Origin of the sequence: Eubacterium sp. AF15-50, assembly GCF_934835595.1 — a bacterium.
GTDB lineage: Bacteria > Bacillota > Clostridia > Lachnospirales > Lachnospiraceae > Eubacterium_G > Eubacterium_G segne.
Genome location: NZ_CAKVZL010000002.1, coordinates 40,929 through 67,506, shown reverse-complemented (window position 1 = coordinate 67,506; position 26,578 = coordinate 40,929). Strand labels below are relative to the sequence as shown.

The 26,578-nt window shown below is 35.2% G+C and carries 24 protein-coding genes; 2 read left to right on the top strand and 22 right to left on the bottom strand.

Annotated elements, in window-relative coordinates:
- Both Q5O73_RS10580 and Q5O73_RS00720 read right to left on the bottom strand, forming a co-directional pair.
- The coding region (locus Q5O73_RS10580) for a ferrous iron transport protein A (protein WP_368076725.1) at positions 1-148 on the bottom strand (148 nt) is incomplete at its 3' end.
- Between the two features lie 71 nt (positions 149-219).
- Positions 220-462, bottom strand: coding sequence for a heavy-metal-associated domain-containing protein (locus Q5O73_RS00720; RefSeq protein ID WP_118589106.1), 243 nt, complete (start codon positions 460-462; stop codon positions 220-222).
- 284 nt (positions 463-746) lie between these two features.
- On the opposite strand from Q5O73_RS00720, the gene Q5O73_RS00715 reads away from it, so the two are divergent.
- Positions 747-1,838, top strand: a complete 1,092-nt coding sequence (locus Q5O73_RS00715; RefSeq protein ID WP_302668817.1) for a fibronectin type III domain-containing protein — start codon at positions 747-749, stop codon at positions 1,836-1,838.
- Positions 1,839-1,942: 104 nt separating this feature from the next.
- Here the strand turns inward: Q5O73_RS00715 and Q5O73_RS00710 are convergent, their stop codons facing one another.
- The 3 genes from Q5O73_RS00710 to Q5O73_RS00700 all read right to left on the bottom strand — a co-directional run bounded on the left by Q5O73_RS00710 (position 1,943) and on the right by Q5O73_RS00700 (position 6,249).
- A complete protein-coding gene (locus tag Q5O73_RS00710; RefSeq protein ID WP_186839767.1) occupies positions 1,943-3,223 on the bottom strand; it encodes a hypothetical protein in 1,281 nt (426 codons plus the stop codon).
- Positions 3,224-3,323: 100 nt separating this feature from the next.
- Complete coding sequence (locus tag Q5O73_RS00705) at positions 3,324-4,448, bottom strand: AI-2E family transporter (RefSeq protein WP_021953734.1); 1,125 nt, start codon at positions 4,446-4,448, stop codon at positions 3,324-3,326.
- 127 nt (positions 4,449-4,575) lie between these two features.
- Entirely contained in the window at positions 4,576-6,249 is a 1,674-nt protein-coding gene (locus tag Q5O73_RS00700) for an InlB B-repeat-containing protein (RefSeq protein ID WP_302668816.1), read from the bottom strand.
- Between the two features lie 299 nt (positions 6,250-6,548).
- Here Q5O73_RS00700 and Q5O73_RS00695 point away from each other — a divergent pair, with 299 nt between their 5' ends.
- Positions 6,549-7,280 carry a polysaccharide deacetylase family protein gene (locus Q5O73_RS00695; protein WP_302668815.1) on the top strand — a complete coding sequence of 244 codons (732 nt, stop codon included), beginning with the start codon at positions 6,549-6,551 and terminating at the stop codon, positions 7,278-7,280.
- Positions 7,281-7,554: 274 nt separating this feature from the next.
- Here the strand turns inward: Q5O73_RS00695 and Q5O73_RS00690 are convergent, their stop codons facing one another.
- The 17 genes from Q5O73_RS00690 to Q5O73_RS00610 all read right to left on the bottom strand — a co-directional run bounded on the left by Q5O73_RS00690 (position 7,555) and on the right by Q5O73_RS00610 (position 26,567).
- Complete coding sequence (locus Q5O73_RS00690) at positions 7,555-7,827, bottom strand: hypothetical protein (protein ID WP_021953731.1); 273 nt, start codon at positions 7,825-7,827, stop codon at positions 7,555-7,557.
- Positions 7,828-7,839: 12 nt separating this feature from the next.
- On the bottom strand, positions 7,840-9,591 hold the full coding sequence (locus Q5O73_RS00685; RefSeq protein WP_302623973.1) for a Na/Pi cotransporter family protein: 1,752 nt from the start codon (positions 9,589-9,591) through the stop codon (positions 7,840-7,842).
- A gap of 116 nt (positions 9,592-9,707) precedes the next feature.
- On the bottom strand, positions 9,708-11,060 hold the full coding sequence (locus tag Q5O73_RS00680) for a cell wall metabolism sensor histidine kinase WalK (protein WP_302668814.1): 1,353 nt from the start codon (positions 11,058-11,060) through the stop codon (positions 9,708-9,710).
- 11 nt (positions 11,061-11,071) lie between these two features.
- A complete protein-coding gene (locus tag Q5O73_RS00675; protein WP_302668813.1) occupies positions 11,072-11,743 on the bottom strand; it encodes a response regulator transcription factor in 672 nt (223 codons plus the stop codon).
- A gap of 87 nt (positions 11,744-11,830) precedes the next feature.
- Positions 11,831-12,481 (bottom strand): phosphate signaling complex protein PhoU, encoded by a 651-nt coding sequence (gene phoU, locus Q5O73_RS00670; protein WP_118589116.1) that lies wholly within the window; start codon positions 12,479-12,481, stop codon positions 11,831-11,833.
- A 2-nt stretch (positions 12,482-12,483) separates the two neighbouring features.
- Positions 12,484-13,233 carry a phosphate ABC transporter ATP-binding protein PstB gene (gene pstB / locus Q5O73_RS00665; protein ID WP_021953726.1) on the bottom strand — a complete coding sequence of 250 codons (750 nt, stop codon included), beginning with the start codon at positions 13,231-13,233 and terminating at the stop codon, positions 12,484-12,486.
- 3 nt (positions 13,234-13,236) lie between these two features.
- Positions 13,237-14,082, bottom strand: a complete 846-nt coding sequence (gene pstA, locus Q5O73_RS00660) for a phosphate ABC transporter permease PstA (RefSeq protein ID WP_302668812.1) — start codon at positions 14,080-14,082, stop codon at positions 13,237-13,239.
- A gap of 5 nt (positions 14,083-14,087) precedes the next feature.
- Positions 14,088-14,915, bottom strand: coding sequence for a phosphate ABC transporter permease subunit PstC (gene pstC / locus Q5O73_RS00655; protein WP_302668818.1), 828 nt, complete (start codon positions 14,913-14,915; stop codon positions 14,088-14,090).
- Between the two features lie 101 nt (positions 14,916-15,016).
- Positions 15,017-15,910 carry a substrate-binding domain-containing protein gene (locus tag Q5O73_RS00650; RefSeq protein ID WP_302668811.1) on the bottom strand — a complete coding sequence of 298 codons (894 nt, stop codon included), beginning with the start codon at positions 15,908-15,910 and terminating at the stop codon, positions 15,017-15,019.
- 198 nt (positions 15,911-16,108) lie between these two features.
- The gene (locus Q5O73_RS00645; RefSeq protein WP_302668810.1) at positions 16,109-17,260 is read right to left on the bottom strand and encodes a leucine-rich repeat domain-containing protein; all 1,152 of its coding nucleotides are present in this window, start codon (positions 17,258-17,260) and stop codon (positions 16,109-16,111) included.
- Positions 17,261-17,306: 46 nt separating this feature from the next.
- A complete protein-coding gene (locus tag Q5O73_RS00640; RefSeq protein WP_302668809.1) occupies positions 17,307-19,043 on the bottom strand; it encodes a metallophosphoesterase in 1,737 nt (578 codons plus the stop codon).
- A 27-nt stretch (positions 19,044-19,070) separates the two neighbouring features.
- Positions 19,071-19,508: a GatB/YqeY domain-containing protein gene (locus Q5O73_RS00635; protein ID WP_118589122.1), complete on the bottom strand. Its 438-nt coding sequence runs from the start codon at positions 19,506-19,508 to the stop codon at positions 19,071-19,073.
- 97 nt (positions 19,509-19,605) lie between these two features.
- Entirely contained in the window at positions 19,606-21,441 is a 1,836-nt protein-coding gene (locus tag Q5O73_RS00630) for a YgiQ family radical SAM protein (RefSeq protein WP_302668808.1), read from the bottom strand.
- Between the two features lie 188 nt (positions 21,442-21,629).
- Positions 21,630-24,005, bottom strand: coding sequence for a DUF4125 family protein (locus tag Q5O73_RS00625; protein WP_302668807.1), 2,376 nt, complete (start codon positions 24,003-24,005; stop codon positions 21,630-21,632).
- 28 nt (positions 24,006-24,033) lie between these two features.
- Complete coding sequence (locus Q5O73_RS00620) at positions 24,034-24,846, bottom strand: metal ABC transporter permease (protein WP_021953717.1); 813 nt, start codon at positions 24,844-24,846, stop codon at positions 24,034-24,036.
- Positions 24,839-25,543, bottom strand: coding sequence for a metal ABC transporter ATP-binding protein (locus Q5O73_RS00615; protein ID WP_118589125.1), 705 nt, complete (start codon positions 25,541-25,543; stop codon positions 24,839-24,841). Before Q5O73_RS00615 ends, Q5O73_RS00620 begins: the two co-directional genes overlap by 8 nt.
- 16 nt (positions 25,544-25,559) lie before the next feature.
- Positions 25,560-26,567, bottom strand: coding sequence for a metal ABC transporter solute-binding protein, Zn/Mn family (locus Q5O73_RS00610; protein ID WP_302668806.1), 1,008 nt, complete (start codon positions 26,565-26,567; stop codon positions 25,560-25,562).
- Positions 26,568-26,578 lie beyond the last annotated feature (11 nt).

The window sequence follows — 26,578 nt, the reverse complement described above, 5'->3', positions numbered from 1 at the left end:
GTATGAGTCCCATATCAAGAAAGTGTCGTCTAAGCTGACCCTCACCGCCTACTTTTACTATCCTTCCTGTCTGTCCCTGTTTCAACTGAGAGAGTTTCAATTTTATGCCTCCAATATGTAATACGTATATTTTCTTCCATATTACCACATTGTTGCATTATTGCAACAACTCTCTTGACAAATCATTCAGGTTTTATGAACAGTGTTTTTTTAATTGTTTTAAAAGAAAAATTTCTTTTTATATGGTTCACTGGTCATGGAAATATATGTATATCCTGTATCATTTATCACTTTTTTTATTTCTTCTTCATTTAATTCATTCTCGCTAACCACAACCGCTTCTTTTTTCTTGTGGGAAGATGTAATTTTCTTTGCCTTTATTACTTTTCTTAAGGCATCATTTACATGTGCCTCGCACATTCCACATGCCATTCCATCTATTTTTATAGTTGTTTTAATCATGTTTATTACACTCCTTTTCTCATTCTTAGTTAGTTGATTCTAACCTTTTTTTATCTTATCACACTGTTTTATTATTTCAATATTATTGCACAAAGCTTTTTCGTAATTTTTATGTAATTTTTTCGTAACATTTTCTTGAACAGGTTACCATAAAATGGTATGATATTATACGTGGGTTAAAGGTCAGATTATAATAAATTGAATATATTATTGGGACTTTTCCTGCTTAAGCACTAAGAATCGAGGAAAAATATTTGAAACATTTGAAACAATTACTATTTATTATGGTATTGTCCATAAATATTTTAGCTATATCTTCATTGATATATGCAGATGACGGAACCAACAATTTAGGAAGTGAGGACACACCACCACCGGAAACAACTACCTTGTCAGTAGACGTAACGGAGGAAGAAGCTACCACAGAGGTTGTCCCGGTTGTTCCTAAAACATATATAACTTCCATTGTAGAATTAAACAAAGGTGTTAAGATATCCTGGAAGAAGCGAAAGGATGTTACCGGATACAAGATTTACAGAAGTGTTAAACCAAACAATGGTTTTAAGCGAACCAAAACCATTAAAAAAAGCACCACCGGTACCTTTAAGGATTTAAAAGCAAAGGCCGGCACAGTTTACTACTACAAAATTAAATGTTATAAGGACAAGCTTTTATCAGATAGTTCTAATGCGGTGGTATTTAAAACTTCCGATTCGGATTTAAAGCTTGATTTTCATAAGAATCTGGGAAAATTCGTTAAGAAGTATGTACATAAAAAATATCCATGTAATGTTTTAGTTAACAAGTATGTAGAATCATGTAAGACTTTAGCTCCGGGAAAAAAAGCAACCCGTTCGGGACAGTTTACAAGTATAAAGGTAAACAAATCTCCCGTTGCCAATGACTGGAAAAGCGGAAACGTAAAAATAACTTATAAAGTTTCAAGAAAGAAATGTACTTATTACTTAAAAGGAAATATAAGAAAAACAACTTACCCGTTGTTTAAAACATCACTTAAATTAAATGATGTTGACACCGAATCTAATATGGAGCATTTAATACCGGGAGACATTATAGCCTATACCTCTTCTAGTGGACGTGCCCATCACGTAGCCATATATATTGGCAAGTTTGATACTAAGCAGGATTTAGTTAATTATCTTAATTCTGATGCCGTAGGACTTAACTGTACAGGAAATGAAAGCTGGATAAAGTCATGGAACGGCAGTTGCAAGCACTGGGTTATCCAAGGCGGCATGGGTAATAACAACGATGTTTATATATGTAACAATGCTAATGTAACAACAACAAACCGTTTTTCAAGTCATTTTTGTTCACTTAGAAAAAGATTAACGTTGTTCTCACCATTACAGTAATTAATAAACAATTTAATACAAATAAAGAAGGCAGATGGTTATTAGCCATCTGCCCCTTTTTAATTATATTAAAATTACCCTTTTTGGAAATTTTAAGTTTTTTCCTATTTAACTTTTACTTTTTTAATAGCTGACCAAACGCTATATGCTTTCTTGCCATTTACTGTCTTGTAATATCTTGCTCTGACATATATTGTCTTTTTAGCTTTAAATTTCTTTTTATTCTTAATAGTTACAACATTCTTTTTAGCCTTAACAGTTTTCTTTCCTGAATATGACTTAGAACTCTTGCTGTATGATGTGAAATACTGTACTTCGTATCCCTTAGCACCTTTAGCCTTCTTAAGAGAAACCTTCATAGTTCCTTTTTTAGCCTTTGCTGTAGCCTTTGATACCTTTGTAGCTTTAGGAACATCACTTCCTGCTACTACCTTGAAATCCTGAACATCAATTGTTCCACTCATATCATTTTCATTTGGATATTCCATTGTAAATGAACCAAATGCAAACTTAAATCCCATTGTGCTCTGCTTGTATGCTAAGCTGTCACCAGGAATTGTTACGTTAGCTGTTACAGTAACATAATCTTTATTTCTGCTGTCTAATGCGATGAATGTGTAATCACCCTTCTTGCTGTAAACAGATTTTCCATTGTATGTAGCTTTAACATTCTGTAATGTAAGAGCCGGATCGCCGTCTTTTTCATTATTTCTGTATGCTTTGAAATGAACATGCTTAACATAATTCATAACACCTGTTCCAACAACTGTTCCAACGTGGCTTACCGGATTTCCTGTAGCCTTATCCACTGTCTTACCATTTTTCTTTACAACAGAAGTAGTGTAATGAACTATTGTCTTACCCTTCTTGTCCTTTGTTTCATAGTAATATTTTCCCGGAACGTTCTGTGTCTTTTTAATTTCATTTTCAAGTGTGCTTTTGATTTTAAATGAAATTGTGTAAGTACGTCCTTTTTCAATATTAACTATCTTTGTTGCTGTAACGCCCCAAGGATTGCTCATCTTTGCTTCCCAAACAACATTTCCCAAGTCATCGACTTTCTTGCTTGGTCCCCACTGAGCACTTGAACCTGTGCTTACAATATCCATAAGGAAACTTTTAGGTGTCTTTGTCTTCATAGAAGCATTTTCTGTGTAGCTTTTGAATACATTTTCCTTATTGTCATATTTCTGACCATCTTTTATTAAAGCATTTTTCCATTCATTCTTATCTTCACCTGTCTGAACTGAGAATGATTGCCATGCTTTAGAGGCAGAGATGTCTGTACCTTTTTTTACGGCAGCAGGTACTGAAGCCGCCATGCCTACTACTAATGTCATTGACAAAAATACAGCAGACATTTTCTGGAATATACTCTTTCTCATTCTATTCTCCTCCTTTAAAATTCCATACCATAAGAATACCATTTTTGCCATTTCTTTTCAATATTAATATACGCTACAAGTAAAAAAACACATACATTTTTTAACTTTTTACACCCATCTTTTTTTCTCTTTTTTCTATGCTCTCTGCTATCAGCTTATAAAAACCTGCGAATATAGGTACTCCGATTAACATTCCGATTATTCCAAACAAACTTCCTCCAAGAGTTACTGCCGCTAACACCCATATTCCCGGAAGCCCTAGTGAATTTCCCATAATTTTAGGATATATTACATTGCCTTCTATCATTTGAACTACTACTATTAATACCACAAACAATAGTGCCTTCATTGGTGACTGGGTAAGTATCATTAATGCTCCGATAATTGCACCTACATAAGCACCTACTACAGGAATTAACGCAGTAAATCCCACTAATGTTCCAATCATAACTGCATAAGGCAGATGACATATAAGCATAATAACAATACACATTACACCTAAAACCACCGCATCTATTAATTTTCCAACTATGTATCCATGAAAACATTGGTCAAACACATTAAGCCAATGCATAATTTTATTATACATTTTTTCCTTAAAGACTACATAGGTTATTCTTTTAAACTGACTTGCCATTCTTTCCTTTCCCATAAGAAAATAGAAAGTAAAAATAAGTCCAAGGGCCACTGTCACTACTATGGAAATAACTGAAGATGCCACTTCCGCCACGGTATTTACCGCACCTCCTACTCCGGAAAACAGAAATCCACCTATTTTTTCAGCGTAAGTATCCCATTTCATGGTTCGTAATTTTTCCAATGACTTAGGAGATACCACCATTTGTACATATTCATTTTTAGAAACATAGGTTGCCAAATCCGGCAGTGCATTTAAGAAAGTTTCTATACAATTTACAAGTTCAGGAATTATCATATAGATTAATAACACAATCACACCTAAAACCATTAAAATTGCCCCTGTCATACATACAGGTCTTCTTGATTTAATAACGATTGCTTTTTTGCTGTTGGGGAAATATCTTTTTTCAAATGAACACATAAATATATTAACAATATAAGCAAAGGAACATCCAATGAGAATAGGTGTTATTCCGCTAAAGAACACTCCTATGGTGTTTCCCACCACGCTCCAGTAATTTATACATAAAAATAATATAAATACACTTACCCCTACTTTAAAGCACTGTTTCCATTCTATTTTCATAAAATCTCCTTTTCTTCATCAAACATGCTGCAATTTCATTAGAATTATTCTATCAATTTTTTTCAAAAATTAAAATCCCCTAAAACAGCTATTTGTTTAAATATCCGTTTTAGGAGAATTTTGTTATTTAATCCATAGTGTATATTTTTGTCTCAGTATAAAAATCCGTATAGGTGTCAGAATTGTAAAATCCTCTGTGCCACAAAAATGCTTTTTGGTTTACATCCACAATAGGACGGGCATTTCTTATTTGAATGGTTCCGATTTCTTCTGAATAAACCGACTCCTTCAATGTTACCTGTCCCTGAGAATAATCGTAAAGTTCTATATTATCATAATCATTTTCTTCCCTGGCAACTACAATTCTGTCAGTTCCCATAAAGGATGCTCCCAGCTGATACTTAGGGTTCCAAAGTGGATTTCCACCGTTACATATTTCAATAGTTTTATCTGTGTCATAAAGATTATACACACAATTTTTGTCTGTCCTGTCAGTTGAAAATGTTGCATATAAAATCAGTGGATTTTCCGGTGCTGTTATTGCCACATCCAACATACGCTGGGTAATATTTGCCGGTTTCTTTATCAGCACATTAAATTCTTTCCGTGATATGTTACTCTTTCCCAATTCTGTTTTGTTATCTGAATCGTACATCATTCCTGTGTCTAAATCCAAAAATCCCATTCTAATATTTGGATCTCCTGACGTTGGGTTTGATGCCATACATATACGGACTCTTCCTTCTTCTGTTGTAGGCATAAATTTACAATAATATTGTATTAATGAAGTAACTAATATAGTTTCGTTACTCCATAACAATCCGTTTGTGGAAGAACGGTATGCCCAGTTTTTATTATCAACTCTGTAAAAAATATAATACTTATTATTATACTGTAAAATCTGGCTGTAGCAGGTCTTTCCCTGAGACCTTAAAACAACATCCGTGTTGAAATTTTTAATGCTTTCTGCTTCACCTGATATTCTAACGTGAATTTCATTATCACTGTTATGTCCGCCTGAATAAACACACATTATTTTGCCGTCTCTCATAACAGTCACTGCCATTGCATTATGGTCGTCAGTAGAGGTTGTCTTTTTCAGATATGTCTTTTCTGTTTTCTTTGTATCATTATTATAGGATGCCACGCCGCTGTAACCTTCACTTGTGGTAAATCCCCAGTAAACATTATCTTTAGTGTTTGCATATGAAACCACCTGTGGATAACACCACCAGCTCCATATCATATCTTCATTTCCAACTTTATTTATATTCAACTTTTCCAGCTGCCACTTGGCATATAATGTAATATTTCCCGTTGTTCCTTTGGCAATTTTTGCAACCTTCTTTGTCAGCTTACTGTCGCTATACCACCCCATAAATACATAATTTTTCTTTGTTGGTGCAGCCAGCTTCACTGTTACCTGACATGTATATGTTTTTACGCTTGACTTATTTAAAGTTCCGCCATTTACGTTGTAAGAAATCTGATATGTTTTAGCCTGCCACTTAGCGTATACCTTTTTGTTTCCCTTTGAGCCTTTTTTAATGGTAGTTATTTTGTTTCTATAATATTTATCTGTATACCAGCCCTTAAAAAGATATCCCTTTTTAGACGGTGAATATAATTTTTTTGATTTGTTTGATTTATATTTTGAAGTGTTCTTTTTATTATTTGTTCCTCCATTTAAAACATATGTCACCTTATATGTTTTAACCTTTGTTTTCGCAGATACCTGCATACTCATTCCCAGTGCTAATACAAGGGTAAGCATGACTAACATTAAACTTTTTTTCTTCATTCTTTTGCCTCTCATTCCTCAAGAAAATATCATGACCCGTAATTTAATTCCACAATTTATTATATAAACATTTTTGCAAAAATCAACAAATTGCATCATTAATATTATTCCCGATAATATTTAATCTCTTTCTTATTTTATTAAATAAAATTAATATTAATTTGATGAATTGCACAATCATATTATATTTTTTTTTAGCATAAATTATAATAATAAGTTTCCGGAGAATTGTTATGTCTGGTTCACAGCAAATTTCATTATTGAGGCGAAGTATTTTTTGGCTATGCATTCTTATTGCAGTGGCTGGTGTTACATACCATTATCAGGAAAATATTTTTAAAGAAGGCTTTGATTCCCTGACTGCTACTAATACCCCAAAGGACATTCCTATATGTAATGTAAAAACCAATAAAAAACTTGTTTCCCTTTCCTTTGATGCCGATTTTGGAAACGAAGATATAGAAAAGATTTTAAGTGTTCTAAAGAAATATGATGTTAAAACAACATTTTTTATTACAGGAAACTGGGTTGAAAAATATCCTGAGGCTGTAAAAAAAATGCAGGCTACCGGTCATGATTTGGGTAATCACAGCTACCATCACAAACATATGCCTGAATTAGATGCCGCCGGAATATCTGACGAAATTAATACTGTAACTGAAAAAGTAAAAGAGCTTACCGGAGTTACCATGAATCTTTTCCGCCCTCCTTATGGTGACTATAGTAATGCCCTTTTAACCCAGGCTAAATCTCTTAATTATTATGCCATTCAATGGAATATTGACAGTCAGGATTGGAAAAACTATGGTACCGATTCTATTGTAAGTACCATCCTTAACCACAAAGATTTAAAAAACGGTTCTATTATCCTTATGCATAATGGTGCAAAATATACTGCTGAAGCTTTGCCTAAAGTAATTGAAGGTTTGAAGAAAAAGGGCTATGAAATTGTTCCTGTATCAAATCTAATATATATGGACAATTTCCATATCGAACCAGATGGCAGTCAGGTACAGGATACAAGTCAATAACTTTATATACGCCCCCACCGGCTTAGCCGGTGGTTTTCTCTGTACTCATAAGGATTTTCTCTCAACTTATTTTATGTTACACACAATTCTAAGCTGTTTATTCTTTTGTATGCCTGTTTATCTGCGTTCTATATATTTTCGTTTTTATTTAACAATCTTAGTTGTTATTGACAAGAATATTTTTAAATGATACCCTCAATAACATGGTGACTTTTGCTGCTACACTATAATTTTCGGTTTAAAATGCTAACATTTTTTAACCTTATATATTTTCTTAATTTTCCAAATCATCCGGCTGGGTATTTCGCAGGATGAACATGAAACCTCCACCGAATCCCATTATCATTCCCAGATAACCTGCTGTTGCAAAAAAATATAATGTGCTAAATATGTATGGTGTCAATAAAATGGCAGCTCCATATAGTATCATTCCCATTAAACACCATAATAAAGTGTTTAATGCCAGATAACATCCTCTTTTTGACACCGGCAAAAATTCGTGTATCCTTAATGCAACCTTCCATATAACTCCATACATTTCATGCATAATAGTGCCTCCTTACAATTCTGCTGTATATTTACTAAGCTTATCTTTATATATGTTGTAAAACTCACTTCCCGGCATTTTGTCAATTTCCCTGCTATACTCATGAAGTCCAAGACTGCCGTGGGCAATTTCCTCAACACATCCGGCTATATTAGAACAATGGTCTGATATTCTTTCCAGTGCAGTAATAATATCAGTCATAATAAATCCCTGTTCAATAGTACATTCACCTTTTTTAAGCCTGTCTATATGACGTTTCTTTAGTTCATGTTTAAGCTTATCTATCACCCTTTCCATTGCCTCAACTGAAACGGCAGCATCTGCATCATTATTTATATACGCCATATTAGTTTCTTCCAAAATTTCAGCTACCGCTGCTATCATTTTTCTTATTTCTTTTGAAGCATTATCAGAAAATTTCAACTTCTTTTCAGCAATCTCTTCTGCTGATTTTGCAATTCCAACAGAATGGTCGGAAATTCTTTCTACATCACCGATAATATGAAGTAACTCGCTTACCACACGGCTATCCTGTTCACTTAAATTTTGCTTACTTACATGTACAAGATATGTGCCTAACTTGTCCTCATATTTATCAATTTCCTTTTCGCAATCTTTTATGTTTTCAAAATTCTTTTCGCTATATTCACTTATTAATTGGCAGGCAGATTTAACACCCTGTATTGTTTTGTCAAACATAGTCTGAACCTGTTTCTTACACTGTTCAATAGCTATAGTTGGTGTTGCCAAAAGTCTCTCATCTAACAACTGAAGAGAATCTCCAACTTTTGCATCCCTCACAATAAAGCATGCCAGCTTTTCCAACTGATTTGCAAATGGGAACAACAGCATTGTACATAAAATGTTAAATAACGAATGTATTACTGCAATGCCAAGCAGGCTGGCACTTTCATCTATAAAAGAAAAATGTATAAGACTGTTTACTATACAAAATACCGTAAGTATTACCGCTGTTCCTATAATGTTAAATGTAAGGTGAACAACAGCTGTTCTCTTGGCATTTTTATTAGCTCCAACAGAAGAAATCATTGCAGTAACACATGTTCCGATGTTCTGTCCCATTATAATAGGAATGGCACTGCCATAGCTTACTGCTCCTGTAGATGCTAATGCCTGCAAAATACCAACTGATGCTGATGAGCTTTGTATAATTGCAGTAAGGGCAGCTCCTGCTAACACACCTAATACAGGATTGCTAAACATTGTAAGAATATGTTGAAACTGGGGGACATCCCTAAGAGGACTTACTGCCGATGACATTGCCTCCATTCCAAACATAAGCACTGCAAATCCTAATAATATGTTTCCTAAATCAGCATTTTTTGAATTTTTCTTTCCCATCACAAGAATTATTCCAACCATTGCCAAAATCGGTGTAAATGATGTTGGCTTTAAAAGGCTTACTAAAATGTTGTCACTGGTAATTCCCGTAAGGCTTAATATCCAGGCTGTAATGGTTGTACCAACGTTGGCTCCCATTATTATTCCAATAGCCTGTTTAAGTGTCATAATACCTGAGTTTACAAATCCTACTACCATAACAGTAGTGGCTGATGAACTTTGTATTATGGCAGTCACCCCTGCTCCAAGAAGGAATCCCTTCCATCTGCTGGATGTGAGTTTTTCCAAAATTGACTTTAACTGATTACCGGCACGCTTCTCTAAGGCTTCTCCCATAATGTTCATTCCATAAAGAAATAGTGCCAGACCACCTATTAGCGATAAAAAATTAAATATGTTCATTTTTTCCTCCACTATAAAATATTTGGTTTCTTTTTGTTTCTTTAATTTTATAGTATAGGTGCCTTGTAAATTGTAATTATTTGTAATGTAAAATCTAAGTTAAATTTGCGAAAAAATTAGAATAAAATGGTGATTTTTGTTCCTTCTTTGTATTTGCTCTTAACAAAAACCTTGGCATTATGAAAATTGGCGCCATGCTTTACAATGGAAAGCCCCAGTCCTGTTCCACCTATTTCCTTAGAATGACTTTTGTCTGCCCGATAAAATCTTTCAAATATTCTCCCGATATCCTCGTCTTTTATTCCATTTCCCGTATCTTCCACCGACAAATTTATTCCATCGTCATTTTTTAAAATATTCACATAGATTTTTCCACCGGTTTTATTATATTTTATGGCATTGTCAATCAGATTAAATATCATTTCCTCAATAATCTGCTCTGCCCCGGTAATTACCAGATGCTTTCCTGAAAGAAACATTTTGATATTTCTCTTTTCCGCTGCCGCCTCTAAATGTCCCATAACTGCCTGACTTGTTTCATATAAGTCAATTGGTTCCATTTTCACGGCAATATCCTTGCCATCTAACTGGGAAAGCTTAATAATATCACCAACTAAAATAATTAATCTTTGTGCCTCTGAATGTATTTTTCCTGCAAATCTTGTAATGTCCTCCTCTTTCACCATTCCGTTTTGAATTATTTCCGCAAAGCCGGATATGGAAGTAAGAGGTGTTTTTAATTCATGGGATACATTGGCAGTAAAATCCCGCCTTAAATTATCCTGCTTTTCATGTTCCATGTTAAGCTGCTCTATCTGTTTATCTATCTGATTGTTTTGCTTTATGATTTTATCTATTAAAGGTTCAATTTCATCATATACCTTTTCCCTGTCAGGTTCATTTAAATCGATTTGATTTATTGGTGTGGTTACTGCCTTTGAAACCCTTCCTGCCATATATGCCGCTATAAGAATGGCAAAAACCATAACACATATCATGGGAAATATTGTATCCATAAGTGTTGACCACACTGTAGACATATCCTTCGACAATCTTAGTACATCTCCGTTATTAAGAAGCTTTGTTACATTTATTGTTTTCCTTGATAGTGTATCAGAGTATCTTTCAGAATAACCTGTACCATTTTCTCTTGCTTCCCTTATTTCTTCCCTGTCATTATGATTTCCTAAACTGTTAATATCATTTCTATTGTCAAATAACACCTTGCCGGAACTATCTACTAACGTTATTCTGTGTTTTCCACTTAAAGATTTCAAAAAGGCCACACCATTCAGTTCTACTCCGCTTGATGTGGCCGTTAATTCGCCCTTTAAGGCTGCAATATTTTGATTTGAAAAACTTTTGTAAACGATTACTACAGTTAGAATGGTAGTTAATGCTATTACAACAGAAGAAATGATAAACATATTAAGAAAAATCCTTTTGCTCATTTTCTTTATTCTTATCATTTTTATTCCTCTTAACTATTACTTATTTTATATCCTACACCACGTATAGTCTTTATTACATTGCCTGCAGTGGTTAGTTTCTGGCGCAATGTACGAATATGTACGTCTACTGTTCTACTTTCTCCGTCAAATGAGTAACCCCATATTTTATTTAAAAGCTGATCTCTTGTAAGGACAATTCCTTTGTTTTTTATTAAAAGACATAACATTTCAAATTCCTTTAAAGTAAGAATTACTTCCTTACCATCCACCTTTACTATATGCTTTGCCGGACACACATATAGATTATCTATTGTGTAATCTGACTGATAGCTGTTAAATTTCGACCTTCTTAGAAGTGCCTTAACCCTTGCTACCATTTCCATCATACTAAAAGGTTTTGCAATGTAATCATCAGCTCCACTTTCTAAACCGTTTATTTTATCATATTCACTGGTTTTGGCTGTTGCCATAATTACCGGAACCCTTTCCGTCATGGGATTTTTTCTCAGTTTTTGAAGTATCTCTATACCGCTTTCTTCCGGAAGCATCACATCCAGAATAACCAACGACGGCATTTTTGTATTTAAGGCTTTCCAGAAATCCGATGGTTTTTCAAAGCCTTCTGCCTGTATTCCTGTACTATTTAATGTATATACAACCAGTTCTCTTATACTGCTGTCATCTTCGACTAAATATACCATCTTACCGTCCTCCTTTATTCCAGAATAATCCTCTTTTGTAATTTTTAAGTTAATCCTATGTAAATTTTAGGTCAAATTATAAATTAATTATTCACCTTCATAATGAGTTCCTAAAATGGAGTATTCTACCCATCCGGCAATATTTGTTGCATGGTCACCAATTCTTTCCAAATACTTGGCAATCATAAGAGTGTCAATACATTCCTCTCCACCTTCAGTATCTTCAGCAATTTTAGAAATAAGTTCTTTCTTTATTTCATCAAAATAGTTATCAACTACATCATCACTTAAAATAACACTTTTTGCCTTATCTAAGTCCTTGCTTACAAAGGAATCAACACTTAAAGTTACCATTTTAATAACCTCATTTGCCATATCATTTAAATGTACCTGATATTTTAAATTGCTGTCCTTTATGTATTTGGCAAGTTCCACTATGTCTGATGCCTGATCACCAATTCTCTCCATGTCCGATATCATTTTAAGGGCTGAGGAAATCACTCTTAAATCCCTTGCTACCGGCTGTTGTCTAAGTAAAAGCTTCATACAGATATTTTCAATAACTCTTTCTTTTCTGTCAATTTCAGCATCTGTATCAAGAACTTCTGCCTTTAATTCCTCATTGGCATGGTCCATTGTCATTTTAATTGCAGCAGCTATAGCCTGCTCACATAATTTTCCCATTTTAATCATTTCATCATTAAGATTATGCAACTGTTCATCAAATTTATTTCTCATAATTAACCAAACCTTCCTGTTATATAATCTTCTGTTCTCTTATCCCTAGGCATTGAGAACATCTGCTCTGTATCACCGAATTCAATTACTTCACCTAATAAAAAGAATGCTGTTTTGTCTGATATTCTTGCTGCCTGCTGCATATTATGAGTTACCATAATTACCGTGTAATCCTTTTTAAGTTCCACAGCCAAATCCTCTATTTTGGATGTAGAAATAGGGTCAAGAGCTGATGTAGGCTCATCCATAAGAATTACTTCCGGATTAACTGCCAATGCCCTTGCAATACACAATCTCTGCTGCTGTCCACCGGACATTGCCAAAGCACTCTTTTTAAGTTTATCCTTTGTTTCATCCCAGATTGCTGCCTGCTTAAGTGTTTTCTCCACAATCTCATCTAACTTAGCTTTAGAGTGAATACCGTGGGTTCTAGGCCCGTAAGCAATATTGTCATATATGCTCATTGGGAACAAATTAGGTTTCTGGAAAACCATTCCTACTCTCTTTCTAAGAATATTTACATCCATGTTTTTATAAATATCTTCACCGTCTAAGGTGATAAGTCCCTCAATTTTACAATCCGGCACTAAATCATTCATTCTGTTAAGCGATTTTAAAACTGTTGATTTACCACATCCTGAAGGTCCGATAAATGCCGTTATTTCATTTGGCGGTATATTAAGATTTACATTTTTTATTGCATGAAAATCACCGTAGTGAAGTTCCATATTTTGTATGTCAAATTTTCCCATTTTTTATTCCTTCCCAACTTTCTTTGCTGCCAGACCTGACAGTCCGTTAATAATTAATACAATTACAAGAAGTATTACTGCCGTAGCATATGCCTGATTAGTGTACAATCCTTCATTTAACAGCGAATACATATGTACCGCCAGGGTTCTGGTAGATGAAAACAGACTCTTTGGCACTTCTGCCACTGTTCCTGCTGTAAATATAAGAGCTGCACTTTCTCCTACAATTCGTCCAATGGCAAGAATTACTCCCGATAGTATTCCGGGGATTGCTGCCGGAAGAACAATAACGAATATTGTTCTAAGCTTTCCTGCCCCAAGTCCATAGCTTCCTTCTCTAAACATATCAGGAACTGCCAAAAGAGATTCCTCGGTAGTTCTTACTATTGTTGGTAAAACCATCATGGTAAGGGTAAGTACACCTGCTAACAGTGAGTTTCCCCACTTAAGTAATAATACAAATACAATAAATCCAAAAAGACCAAATACAATAGAAGGAATACCTGCTAATGTTTCCGTTGTAAGTCTTATTACCTTAACTAATTTTGAGTTTCTCTTTGAGTATTCTACCAGATATATTGCTGCTGCAATTCCAATAGGTACTGCTAATAACAGTGTTAAAAATACCATTATAATTGTGTTTATAATTGCCGGCGTCATTGATACATTTTCTGTATTATACTTCCATGCAAATAAATCCGGTGTTATATATGGGATTCCATTTACAAGTATGTATATAACCAGATAAATCATTGATGCCACCGTAATTGTAACGGCTAATAATATTAAAATGAGCATAATTAACGAGCCCGACTTTCTCAAATATTCTTTTACTTTATTCATAACCATTCTCCTTAACTCTCACTTCTTCTATTTAAAATCGAGAAACATACGTTTATCATTAAAATAAATACAAATAATACAACTGCCGTGGCAATAAGTGCCTTTCTGTGTAACCCTGTGGAATAAGCCATTTCCAACACAATGTTAGTTGTAAGGGTTCTTGTTCCGCTAAGAATGCTGTCCGGAAAAATCGGCTGATTTCCTGCTATCATAACTACAGCCATTGTTTCACCAATTGCTCTTCCCATTCCAAGAATTATTCCTGACATAACTCCTGACTTAGCAGCGGGTATCACTGTTTTAAATATGCTTCTTTCCTTTGTCGCTCCCAGCGCCAGTGCCCCTTCAAAATAACTGATTGGCACTGCTCTTATAGATGATTCCGCAGTGTTAATTATGGTAGGGAGAATCATCATCCCAAGGAGGATAGATGCTGCAAGAATCCCTTTTCCGCTGGTACCAAATATATCCTGAATAGCCGGAACTATCGCTACTAAACCAAAGAAACCATATATAATAGAAGGTATTCCGGCCATCAGGTTAATGATAGGTTTTATTACTTTATATAATGTAGAGGGACAGTATTTTGCGAGGAATACTGCAGTAAGAAGACCTATCGGTACACCTATTATCATTGCACCGGCAGTAACATAAATACTGCCAATAATCATTGGACCTATACCGAATATTCCCTGACCCGGCTTCCATTCCGTTCCAAAAAGAAATTTGATAGGCCCTATTTCCTGTATTGCCGGCATACCATTAGCGAACATAAATATACAAATAAGTACAACTGCCGCAATTGATATACATGCACATACAAGAAATACTATTTTCATTAAGAATTCTAATCCTTTATTCAAAATAATTACTCCTTAACTGACTATGCAAGAAGCACCGCCCATTAAAATGGTACGGTGCAATCCTGAAAAATCATTTACTATTTAACGTCTTCCCACTTTGTTGTCTCACCTGTATAAATTCCCTTAATCTGGTCACTTGTAATATCTGTTAATGGGTTAGCGTTGTTTACGACAACTGCGATACCATCCATTGCAATCTGTTTTGATGTAAGACCTGCTGATAATTCTTCATCCTTCAATTCTCTAGATGACATACCAATCTGTGCTGCACCTTCTGTAGCTGCCTGGATACCTGCTGAAGAACCTGATTCCTGAATTTCAATTGTTACATCAGGGTTAATTGCTGTGTAAGCATCTTTGATTTTGTCCATAAGCGGTGAAACTGATGTTGAACCTGCTAATGTAATCTTACCCTTCTGCTTGCTGCCTGTATATTTTCCTTCCGGAGTAAGTCCAATATATCCTTCATCATTTACAATCTTCTGTCCTTCTTCGCTCATTACGTAAGAAATGAAGTCTTTATCTAAATCTGAAAGCTTATCCTCCTTGTAGCAAATGTTAAATGGTCTTGATACTTTATATGAGCCTGCCTTAACATTTTCTGCTGTTGCCTCAGCTCCGTCAACCTTAAGTGCCTTAACATCTGTTGATAAAGAACCAAGAGATACATAACCGATTGACTTTTCATTCTGACTTACTGTCTTAAGCATTACTGATGTACTGTTTGTGATTTCTGCTGTCTGGGTTGTAATGTCGTTATCCTGATCATCAACTATTCCCATAAGTTCTACGAAAGCTCCTCTTGTACCTGAACCATCCTCTCTTGAGATAACTGAAATATCTCCGCTCAGTGCTGTTGATGCATTTGTTCCTGCATCTGTTGTCTTATCATTTGATGAACTTCCACATCCTGTAAATGCCATTGTTGTAATAACTGCTGCAGTCATAACTGCTAAAAATTTCTTTCTCATTTTGTTTTCTCCTTTAAAAAATCAATTATTTTTTTCCTTTCACGATGTATAATATTAGACTTATGTAAAAAGCAATGTCACGTTAATGTTAAATCTATTTAAAATGTGGTGAGAATTTTTAAAGGGTCTGGCATCGCCAGACCCTTTAAATAAACTCTTCTATAAATTGACAAACTCTCTAAAACTTTGATGTTCCCTTTAATATTCTTCAATTGTATATTTTCCGGTAGGTGGATTGTCTCTAAAGAACTGCTCCACCTGTGAGTCTTTCTTACAGTGAATCGTCAAACCTTCTAAGCCTTCCTCTGTGTCAAATATTCCTTTTTGCATATTTTCCACAGTTTCCGGGAAATATATATCCTTTATTTCACTGTCACCAAAAGCCCATGTTTCTATTCCATTTACACCTTCTTCAATTACTACCGTATCAATTTTAGAAAAAGAAAATGCTCCGCTTTCTATCTTTTTAACATTAGAAGGAATTGTAACTTTTTTCGTATTTAATCCTCTTTGATAGTCAGCGGACATGGCATTTTCGGCTATTGTATTTACTTCCTTCGGAATAGTAATTTCTGCTGCATTTCCAACATATGCTAAAAGATTTCCCTCTCCGTCAATTGCGAAACCATTATCGTCAACCATTCCTGATTTTTCATAATACCTGTTGGTTGAAAGATTAGCTTCTAACTGGTCTGCCGCACTATCCTCCCGGGAGAAATAATCAATCCTGTCATTATCCTTATCTTCCGTGTAAAAATATTTCCGAAGCTCATATTCCGATACGTTATCTTTATCTATTACATCCTTAAACTGCTCTTTTTCATCAAAATAATTCATGTAAATAGCCTTATTTCCCAGTTTAAGCTTATGATTTTCTATGATATAAGAACCTGAATCCATCTTATTTCCAGACAAATCCTTTTCTTCATATTTACCACCCTCAGTAAAAGAGACAACGGTTATTTCATCCAAATCAACCTTGTACCACTTGCCTGCAATACTTAGTTTGTCATAATCAACTACGTACTCATAATTGCTATTTTTAATATATCTAATAATCCCAAACATGCCAAAAATAACAAGAATTATTACAACATCAATTATAAGAAGTCTTCCGGTGGTGATTTTTCTGCCACCTTTTGCAGCGGATGTTTTTGGCTTATCAGCAAGATTTGTTCCCTTAGCTGAACTTATCCTTTTAACGGTATTTAATCTTCTAATGCCAGACCTCTTCTTCGCTCTTCCTCTAAAATGTATCTTAGTATGATTCTTTATCTTCCTAGTTGTCCGGATAGTTTTATTATTTATGAGTTTTATATTCTTTTTAATAACAATTTTACTTTTGCTCATTATATCTAAAACTTCTTTCTTAACCTTATTTATTATTTTGCATTAACTATTTTCCGGTTTTAACCTTTTTAGTTGCTGACCAGCTACCGGTTATTCTGTAGCCAAACTGATACCCCACTGCCCTTACTCTGATATAATACCTTGTATTTTTCTTTAGGCCCTTTATGGTATATCTGTTGGTTTTTACGGTCTTGGTTTTAGCCTTCTTAAATTTGTTGTTAGTAGAATACTGCACCTGGTACTTTGTAGCATTATCCACTTTTCTGTATCTTATTGAAACCTTATATTTTTTAGACTTCTTTGATAATTTTTTAGCTTTGCTTACAGAAGATATCTTTGCTTTAGCAATTTTAAGCGCCGGCTTAGGTGTGGATTTCTTTCCATCTTTATTTAAATAAGATGCATATGCTAAATACTTTCCTTCTTTAAAATCAACCCCTAAATAAACCGTAGACTTAAAATACTTAAGGGCAATGGTGCCCTGAGACTTTAAGCCGTTGTTTTCCTCACGGGTGGTGGAATTTTCCTCTATTGTACGAGGTGCACTGACACTTGCTATATGAACAAGGGACGCTCCGGTAGCTTTTTTATTAATATTTCCAATATTTAAATTAGAATTATACTTCTGCTGGTCATATGCCCAGTGGGAATGTCCGCTAAACATGGTAACATTTGGATACTTATTTAAAAGTTTTCTAAATCTTACCTCATCAGAATTTCCAAATATATATGTCAAGTCATAAGTGTATCCCCCCGGATTTTTAAGGTTTCCCACAGCCTTTGTTGCATCTCCCTTTTCATCTGCAAAATATGTGTGGAAAAACAGGTAAACATTTTTATTGGCATATGTATTTAGATTTTTCTCCAGCCAGTTAAGCTGCTGCTCGCTTACAATAGAAATATTTTTTCTGTAAAATCCCCTTGTCTGACTGAAAAATATAAATATATCACCATTTTTTTCGTAAACAAAATCAACACCGTTAGAACTTATTGTACGGATATTTTTGTCAGAAGTTCTTTTAGTATTAACCTGCTTTGCAAAAGACTTAACATGTGCTTCCTGACTTCCGGTCCAGGAAACATCATGGTTTCCCATACATGTATAAACCGTCATGCCAGGATATTTATTTATGGCATTATTAAATTTTTTGTAGGAATCATCCTCACCCTGATTACTTAAGTCTCCTGTCATTCCTACAAAATCAATATTTCTGTCGTTTATAAATTTAAGGGCATTATTAAAAGCCGGTACTGAATCATCCTGTGAATAGTCATTATATCTGTTAAAGTGAACATCACTCATAAGACCAAAACTATAGGAAACCTTTCCCTCATTAAACTGTTTGCTTTCCGGTATGTCACACTTGTAAGGAGTTTTAGTTTCTTCTTTATAAACAAGAACTTCCTTTGCTCCCTCAGGTATAACTAAATATGGAGAGGTAATCCGATAACTGCCCTGATATTCACTGTTATTATTTACCTCGTCTGTAGTGATTGTGCCAAATTCCGTAAACTCAATGTTATCATATTTTAATTTGTTACCTTCTCCGTCGCCCCAGTATAAGTCGTATGAAGCTTTCTCATTGGTAACCAGCTTCACGGTGCCATATGCCGATGCTGCATTAAAGTTGGCAAAATTATATGTTACTCCCAAATCTATAGGAGCCGCACCGGTGACTGTGGCTAACGCTCCTAAAGGATATCTGGAAGAAAGCCCTAATACAAGTACTATAATAAGCACTAATGATACAAAGCGTGCTTTAAATGCTCTATTATTTGTCATCTGTTCATATTCCTCCCGCTAAATGTATTACTGGCAAAGCTTTGCCACTATCTGGTTTATAACTTTTCCGTCGGCTCTTCCTTTAAATGCCGGCATTACAGTTTTCATAATCTGACCTTTGTTCTTTGTAGCAATAACATCAGCGAATTTTTCAGTAAGTTCAGCTTCTACCTCTTCTGCACTCATAAGCTTTGGTGCATACTCATTAAACACATCGTATCTTGCCTGATACTCTTCAATTAAATCTGTTCTGTCGGCAGGGCAACTGTCAATCTGTTCCTTAACTGTCTTTAATTCCTTTAAAATAACTTTATTTACCATTTCTTCAGGAATATCCTCCCTGCATCCTGCGTCAATCCCTGCTTTCTTTACCGCCTGAATCAATGCTGAAATTGATTCCTTTCTAGCTTTATCTCTAGCCTTCATGGCTGCAATCATATCTTTTTGTAATACTTTAATATCCATTACTTAATACCTCTCTTTCTCTATCTATTCTACATTTCAAAAATTCTATGGTCAACCCTGTATATGTCTTTTTTTAACATATATTCACAGAGACTTTTTATTTTCTTTTTCCTTTTTTTACGGCAGCTCTTTCCTTCTTTATCTGACGGGGTTTTATAAGGCATTTTTTATCAAAACCAATTAAATCTTCCCTGCCTGCAATATGAAGTGCTTCCTTTACCAGCTTGTAATTTTCAGGCTTACGATACTGCATCAATGCCCTTTGCATAGCCTTTTCGTGAGGATTTTTAGGCACATACACCAGCTCCATGGTTCTTGGATCAACTCCGGTGTAATACATTACCGTAGACATGGTAGATGGTGTTGGGTAAAAATCCTGAACTTGCTGGGGATTATAGCCTATATCCCTTAAATACTCAGCTAACTTTACTGCCTCCTTCATATCAGAACCCGGATGTGAACTCATAAGATAAGGCACAACAAACTGTTTTTTCCCTTCTTTTTCATTCATTTTATAATACTTGTCTATAAACTTCTCATAAACACAATGAGGCGGCTTTCCCATATAAGATAAAACCTTATCGGAAATATGCTCCGGTGCCACCTTAAGCTGCCCGCTTATATGGTATCTTACAAGGTCGTTGAAAAACCTGTCGTTCTTATCCTCCATAATATAATCAAACCTGATACCTGAACGGACAAAAACCTTCTTAATTTTGGGAAGTTCCCGAAGTTTTCTAAGTAATTTTAAATATTCACTGTGGTCGGTATCTAAATTTTTACACGGAGTCGGCCACAAACACTGCCTGTTTTTACAAACACCTGAAGTAAGCTGTTTCTTACATGATGGATGGTAAAAGTTGGCTGTAGGACCTCCCACATCATGAATATACCCTTTAAAATCAGGCATTTCCGTTATTTTCTTTGCTTCATTTATAATAGACTCATGACTTCTTGTCTGAATAATTCTTCCCTGATGAAATGTTAATGCGCAAAAACTACATGCCCCAAAACATCCCCTACAACTTGTAATGGAAAACTTGATTTCCGAAATAGCAGGTATGCCTCCATCCTTTTCATATATAGGATGATATGTTCTCTCATATGGCAAATCATAAACATCATCCATTTCCATTTGGGTAAGTGGCTCCTGAGGTGGATTTTGCACCACATACACTCCGTTAGGGTATGGTTCCACTAATGTTTTTCCATTATAAGGGTCTGTATTTTCACTTTGTATCTTAAAGCTTTTGGCATAATTTAACTTATCCTCCTTCATCTCATCAAAAGAAGGAAGGATAATGGGGTCATATGCTAAAGACAAATCTCTTGTTTTAAAAACCGTTCCCGGTATATAGGTAATATCCTTAACATCCATTCCGCTATCCAATGCATCTGCAATTTGAACTATGGATTTTTCACCCATTCCATAACAAATAAGATTAGCCTGGGAATCTAACAAAATAGAATGTTTAAAGCTGTTACTCCAGTAATCATAATGTGCCATTCTTCTAAGGCTTGCCTCTATTCCTCCTATAATAACAGGCTTATTCTTATAAGTTCTGCGAATGAGATTTGAATATACAACTACTGCATGGTCAGGTCTTTTCCCTATAACTCCTCCCGGAGTGTAGGCATCTGTTTCCCTTCGTTTTTTTGAAACATAATAATGATTTACCATGGAATCCATGTTCCCACTCATTATTAAAAAACCAAGCCTTGGTTCTCCCAGAATATTTATGCTGTTGTCGTCCTTCCAGTCCGGCTGTGAAATAATCCCCACAGTGTATCCATGTGCCTGAAGAACCCTGCTGATTATGGCATGACCAAAGGATGGGTGATCCACGTAAGCGTCACCTATAATATATACAAAATCCAGCTGTTTAATTCCCTGCTTTTTCATATCTTTTTTTGAAATCGGTAAAAATGCCATAATCTTCTCCACTCCATAAATCTCTTATTTGTTACCTGACATCCTTATATCATAGTATATAAAATGATTGCTTTCAACGGATATTTTAATTAATTAAGGTATTCCCATAAAGGAAAAATAACTGCAAAAAATACTAATCAGGGAGTACAATTTGCAGTTAATATTCCATTAAAACACAATTAAATTATTTATTTAAGACTTGCTTCTGCTTCCTCTAAGCTTTTGTAACCCTGCATCTTAGCAGTGTTTTCAATAGTCATTTCTGCTAAGTTTTTATTGTTTTTATATAAATCCACAATAAAATCTGCATACATAAGCAGAAGCCTGTCTGAGTATGTCAAAAGCTCTCCCTTTAAGTAGGTTTCATAGCTGGCATTATACTCATAGTCAGCATCACTGGTAATATCCCTTGCATTAGCTGCAAGCTTCGGATAGCTTTTGGCAAAATCCTTCATCCATTCCACCTGAATTTGTGCAATCTGATTTACGATTTCCTTTGCTTTTTCAGATTTTGGTGGGAAATTATCCTTAATTTCCTCATATTCCTCAGGCACCGTACTTTCCATCATTCTGCCATACTTTTCAGTAATCATATTTATGCCTTTTTCCTTATTATCAAGCCACAAATCCCTAATTGTAATAAGCATGTCATCTGTCCATGTAAGGTACTGGCTTTTTCTCATTACATAAAACACCGGCCAGTTATCCTGACATTGTGCCCTGCCCCCTTTATTATTTACCTTGTCAAAAGCGTCAAATTCCAAATGAATAATATCGTTAATTACCTTTTCCCTGTCAAACTCTGCCTTGCTTACAATTTCCGGCACATAATCATTTAGAAAATCAGAATTTATATTATTAACAATTCTCTGATTCTTAAGCTCATTTATTATCATTTTGGCAACTTCTTCTATAATAACTGCCGCCTTATCTTCTTTATTATATGAGGTATTATCATAAGCATAATTATCCCATACCGCCTTCTGGCTGTTTAATACCGACAATTCTTCTAATAAATTCATAACCTGCGGCATAAGTTTATACTTCTTAATTCCTGCTGCCATCCACTTGTAATACGGAGAATACATGCCATTTAAAATATATATGCAGTGCATGGTACTTTTAATAAACTCCGATATACATATATTGGCACTAACATAATCTTTCCTTGCCATTGAACGGCCATAATTACTTTGACCTGTCTGTGCCATTTTTGACACTTCTCTGGCTAACTTAATGATTCTTGCTTTCTCCGGCTGACTTCTGAAGTGATTTCGTATATCTGTAAAAATACCCTCATTATCTCTAAAAACCTCTCCGTTAGTCACTGTTGCTAACTTGTCATCATCAATATCTATCCACTGGGAAACCTTTTCGGGACTTTGTCTGTAACCTGTGTATTTTTCGTAAAAGTCTCCAATAAGGCATACTCCCAATCTGCCTTTAGCCATTTCAGTGTCCATTCGTCTGACACCCATATATTCTTTAGGCAACTTCTCATATTCTGCCTGAAGTTTTTCCCCTATAAGGTCGTAAGTGGACTTAGTTACCCACATGGAAAATCCCGGACCGAAATCATGGTCTCTTGAATAAATATCATCAAATCCAAACCGTTCTGAACCTTCTCCCACAAATCCCACGGCAATTTTATCTTCATATTCTTTAAATTTTTCAGCAATCATAGGTGCTCCATATTCTTCATAAAAGCCCTTGGCAAGCTGCAACCCCGATATGTTTTTTTCCGTATTCCTGTTTAAATTTCCTTCTATGTTTTTAAGCTTATTTTCTACCTTTTCCAAATTATCTTTGGTAATTTTATAAGCTGTTCCTTTTCCCATGTTAATTTCTATTTCCCCTAAAGCTTCCCTGTATAAATTTTCTGCTTCATAGTACTGGTGCTTTTTACACATTGCCCCTGCCATGGCACATAATGCCCCGCTATAATGGAAGTTCTTAACTTCATCCCTGCGGTATATTTTCAAAGCCTTATTTAAATATTCAACGGCTTCATCCACTTTATCTAATTCCACTAAAGATGCCCCTAAATTAGAATAAGTGGTGGCAACCTCTATTTCTGCCCCCTGTATATTTTTAATAATAGAAAGAGCTTTTTTCAAATGTGCCACTGCTGTTTCATAATCTCCTATTTCCTGATATAAAAGGGCAATGTTGTTATGTAAACTTGCAAATCTGTAATCATTACTATCAATGTTTCTTTCGTATATTTTAAAAGCCTCCATATAATACTGAAGTGCTTCTTTTAGCAATCCTGCTGCTCTGTGGGCATTGGCAATATTTTGAAGGGAAGTTGCATAATGGACACTTCCCTGTATTCCCATTTTCTGCATAACGTCAATGCATTGATGACATGCCTTAATGGATTTCTCATACTCACTAATATCCCTGAAAAATCCCATCATTTCATTTAGAATGGTAAACTGAGCAGAAAGGTCATTTTCCCTTACAGCCTCCTTGTAATTTTCCTCCAAAAAAACCGGAACTTCATTTATTTTTTTCTTTTCAAATAAATTATCTAAACTATTTAAAAACTTCTCAACATCCATAACTGCCTCCAAATCCTATATAACCTAACTATACACGTTTCTTTACGGCGGAAACTACTCCAAAAATAATAAACACAGCTAAATTTACCACCACTACGCTAGCTCCTGCCGGTATTGAAAATACATATGAACATATGAGTCCTATGGTAAAGTTTATAACTGCTAAAATTGCCGAACAGATAGTTACACTGATAAATGACTTAAATATTCTCATTGATGTAAGCGCCGGGAATATAATAAGACTTGATATTAACATGGCACCCATCATTTTTATTCCGATTACCACGGTAATTGCCGTGAAAATTGATATAAGGGTATTGTAGTTTCCCACTTTAACTCCCGTAGCCTTTGAAAAGTTCTCATCAAAGGTTACTGCAAAAATTTTGTGATAACAGAATATAAACATTACAATAACCACTGCTGATAAGCACACGCTAATTACCACATCATCCTTTGACATGGCAAGTATGCTTCCAAACATATAACTATATACATCTGTGCTAAGACCTGTTGTAAGTGAGGTTACAATTACACCTATGGCAAGTGCCGATGCCGATACCATGGCAATTGCCGCATCACTTCGCATTTTGCCGTTTTCCGCTAATCTAAGGAGCAAAAATGCTGCCACAATAACTACAGGAATGGCAAATTTAATAGGGGCGAATCCACAGGCTACCGCAATGGATAATGCTCCAAAGGATACATGAGATAACCCGTCACCTATCATGGAATATCTCTTTAAGACAAGGCTTACTCCTAAAAGTGCCGCACAAAGGGAAACTAATACGCCCCCAATGAAAGCCCTCTGTATAAATTCATATGAAAACATCTGACTAAGCATTTTCGCCACCTCCTAAAAACATGTTTGACACATTGGATTTCTTATATTCTTCCACTGTTCCGAAGAAGTCATTTTCCTGCTCTAAATGAAGAATATGGGTAGCATATGTCAGTGCGTTTTTTATGTCGTGGGTTACCATTACAATGGTAACTCCCTCCTTGTTTAATTCCTTGATTGTATCATAAAATTCCAATGCTGCCGCCGGGTCTAAACCGGTTACCGGCTCGTCTAAAATAAGGGCGCTGTCTGTGGCACATAATGCCCTTGCCAATAATACCCTTTGCTGCTGACCACCTGAAAGTTCCCTGTAGCAGTGCTTTTTTAAGTGTGCAATTCCTAATTTTTCCAAATTAACCATTGCCTCTTTTTTGTCCTCTTTGCTGTAGAAAGGACTTTTATGCCTTGTGTTTAGCACTCCTGACAACACAACCTCCCACACACTTGCCGGAAAGTCCCTTTGTGCCTGGGTTTGCTGTGGAAGATATCCTATACCTTTTTTGCTTTTTTCCGCGTTAATACTTATCTTTCCCTGCAAAGGACTAATAAGCCCTAACAAAGTCTTAATAAGGGTACTTTTTCCTGTTCCGTTCTCTCCTACTATGCAAAGATAATCTCCCTGATTTATACTGAAATTTACATTTTTTGCAACTATTCTGTTTTCATATCCTAATGTTACATTTTTACATTCTATATTCATTTTTAACTCCCTGTGTCTACTTAACATTTAGTGCCTTTTTAAGAACATTGGCATTTTCCTTCATAAGGTTTACATAAGTTATGCCTTCCTTAAACTGTTTTTCCGTTATATTATGGCAGGAATTAAACTGATATTTTTTTACTCCTGTATCATCACATATAACGTCTGCCATTGCCTGACTGCTTAATTCCAAATAAAAAATTCCATGAACATCCTTTGCCTTAACCTTGTCTATTAAAAAAGCTACTGTTTTGGCACTAGGCTCCATTTCTCCGCTACAGCCATCAAATGCCGCATAATATTTAAGTCCATATTCCAGTGCAAAATATTTAAGAGGGAATTTATCAGCAAAAATAATTTCTTTCTTATGTGCTTTATTTGTAATACTTCTGATTTCCTTATCAACATTTTTTATCTCATTAATGTAGTCTTTAGAATTCTTATTAAATACATCCTTATATTCAGGCATTTTTTCCGACAGATTATGGCATATATTTTCCACCAGTTTTTGTGCCATAACAGGTGATGTCCATATATGCTCATCGATTTCGTGATGGTGTTCATCCTCATGCTCCGGATTTTCATCACCGTGGTCATGGTCATCTACTGCAAAAACCTTCTCCCGCTCTTCTTTCTCTGCTGCCACCTCTATTTCCGGTTTCACGCAATCTATCATTTTTATTACTGTCTGGCTTTTATTGTCAAGGGATTCTAATACAGTGCTGACCCATGTTTCCAACCCTCCGCCATTGTAAATAAAAACATCTGCATTGTTTATTTTCACCACATCAGCAGGTGTAGGTTCAAAGGAATGGTCATCCTGTCCCGGTGATACTAAAAGCTCCACCTCTATATTATCAATTCCCTTTGTAACTGCCCTTGCAAAATCATAATAAGGAAACAGCGTTGTCATAATCTTTATTTTGTTTTCTTTTTCATTATGAAGGATTTTATTACCGCATCCTACCGTTAAAACAGCCATTGCCATAACAATCATCCACACAGTTATTTTCTTAATCTTCATTTCATTCTCCC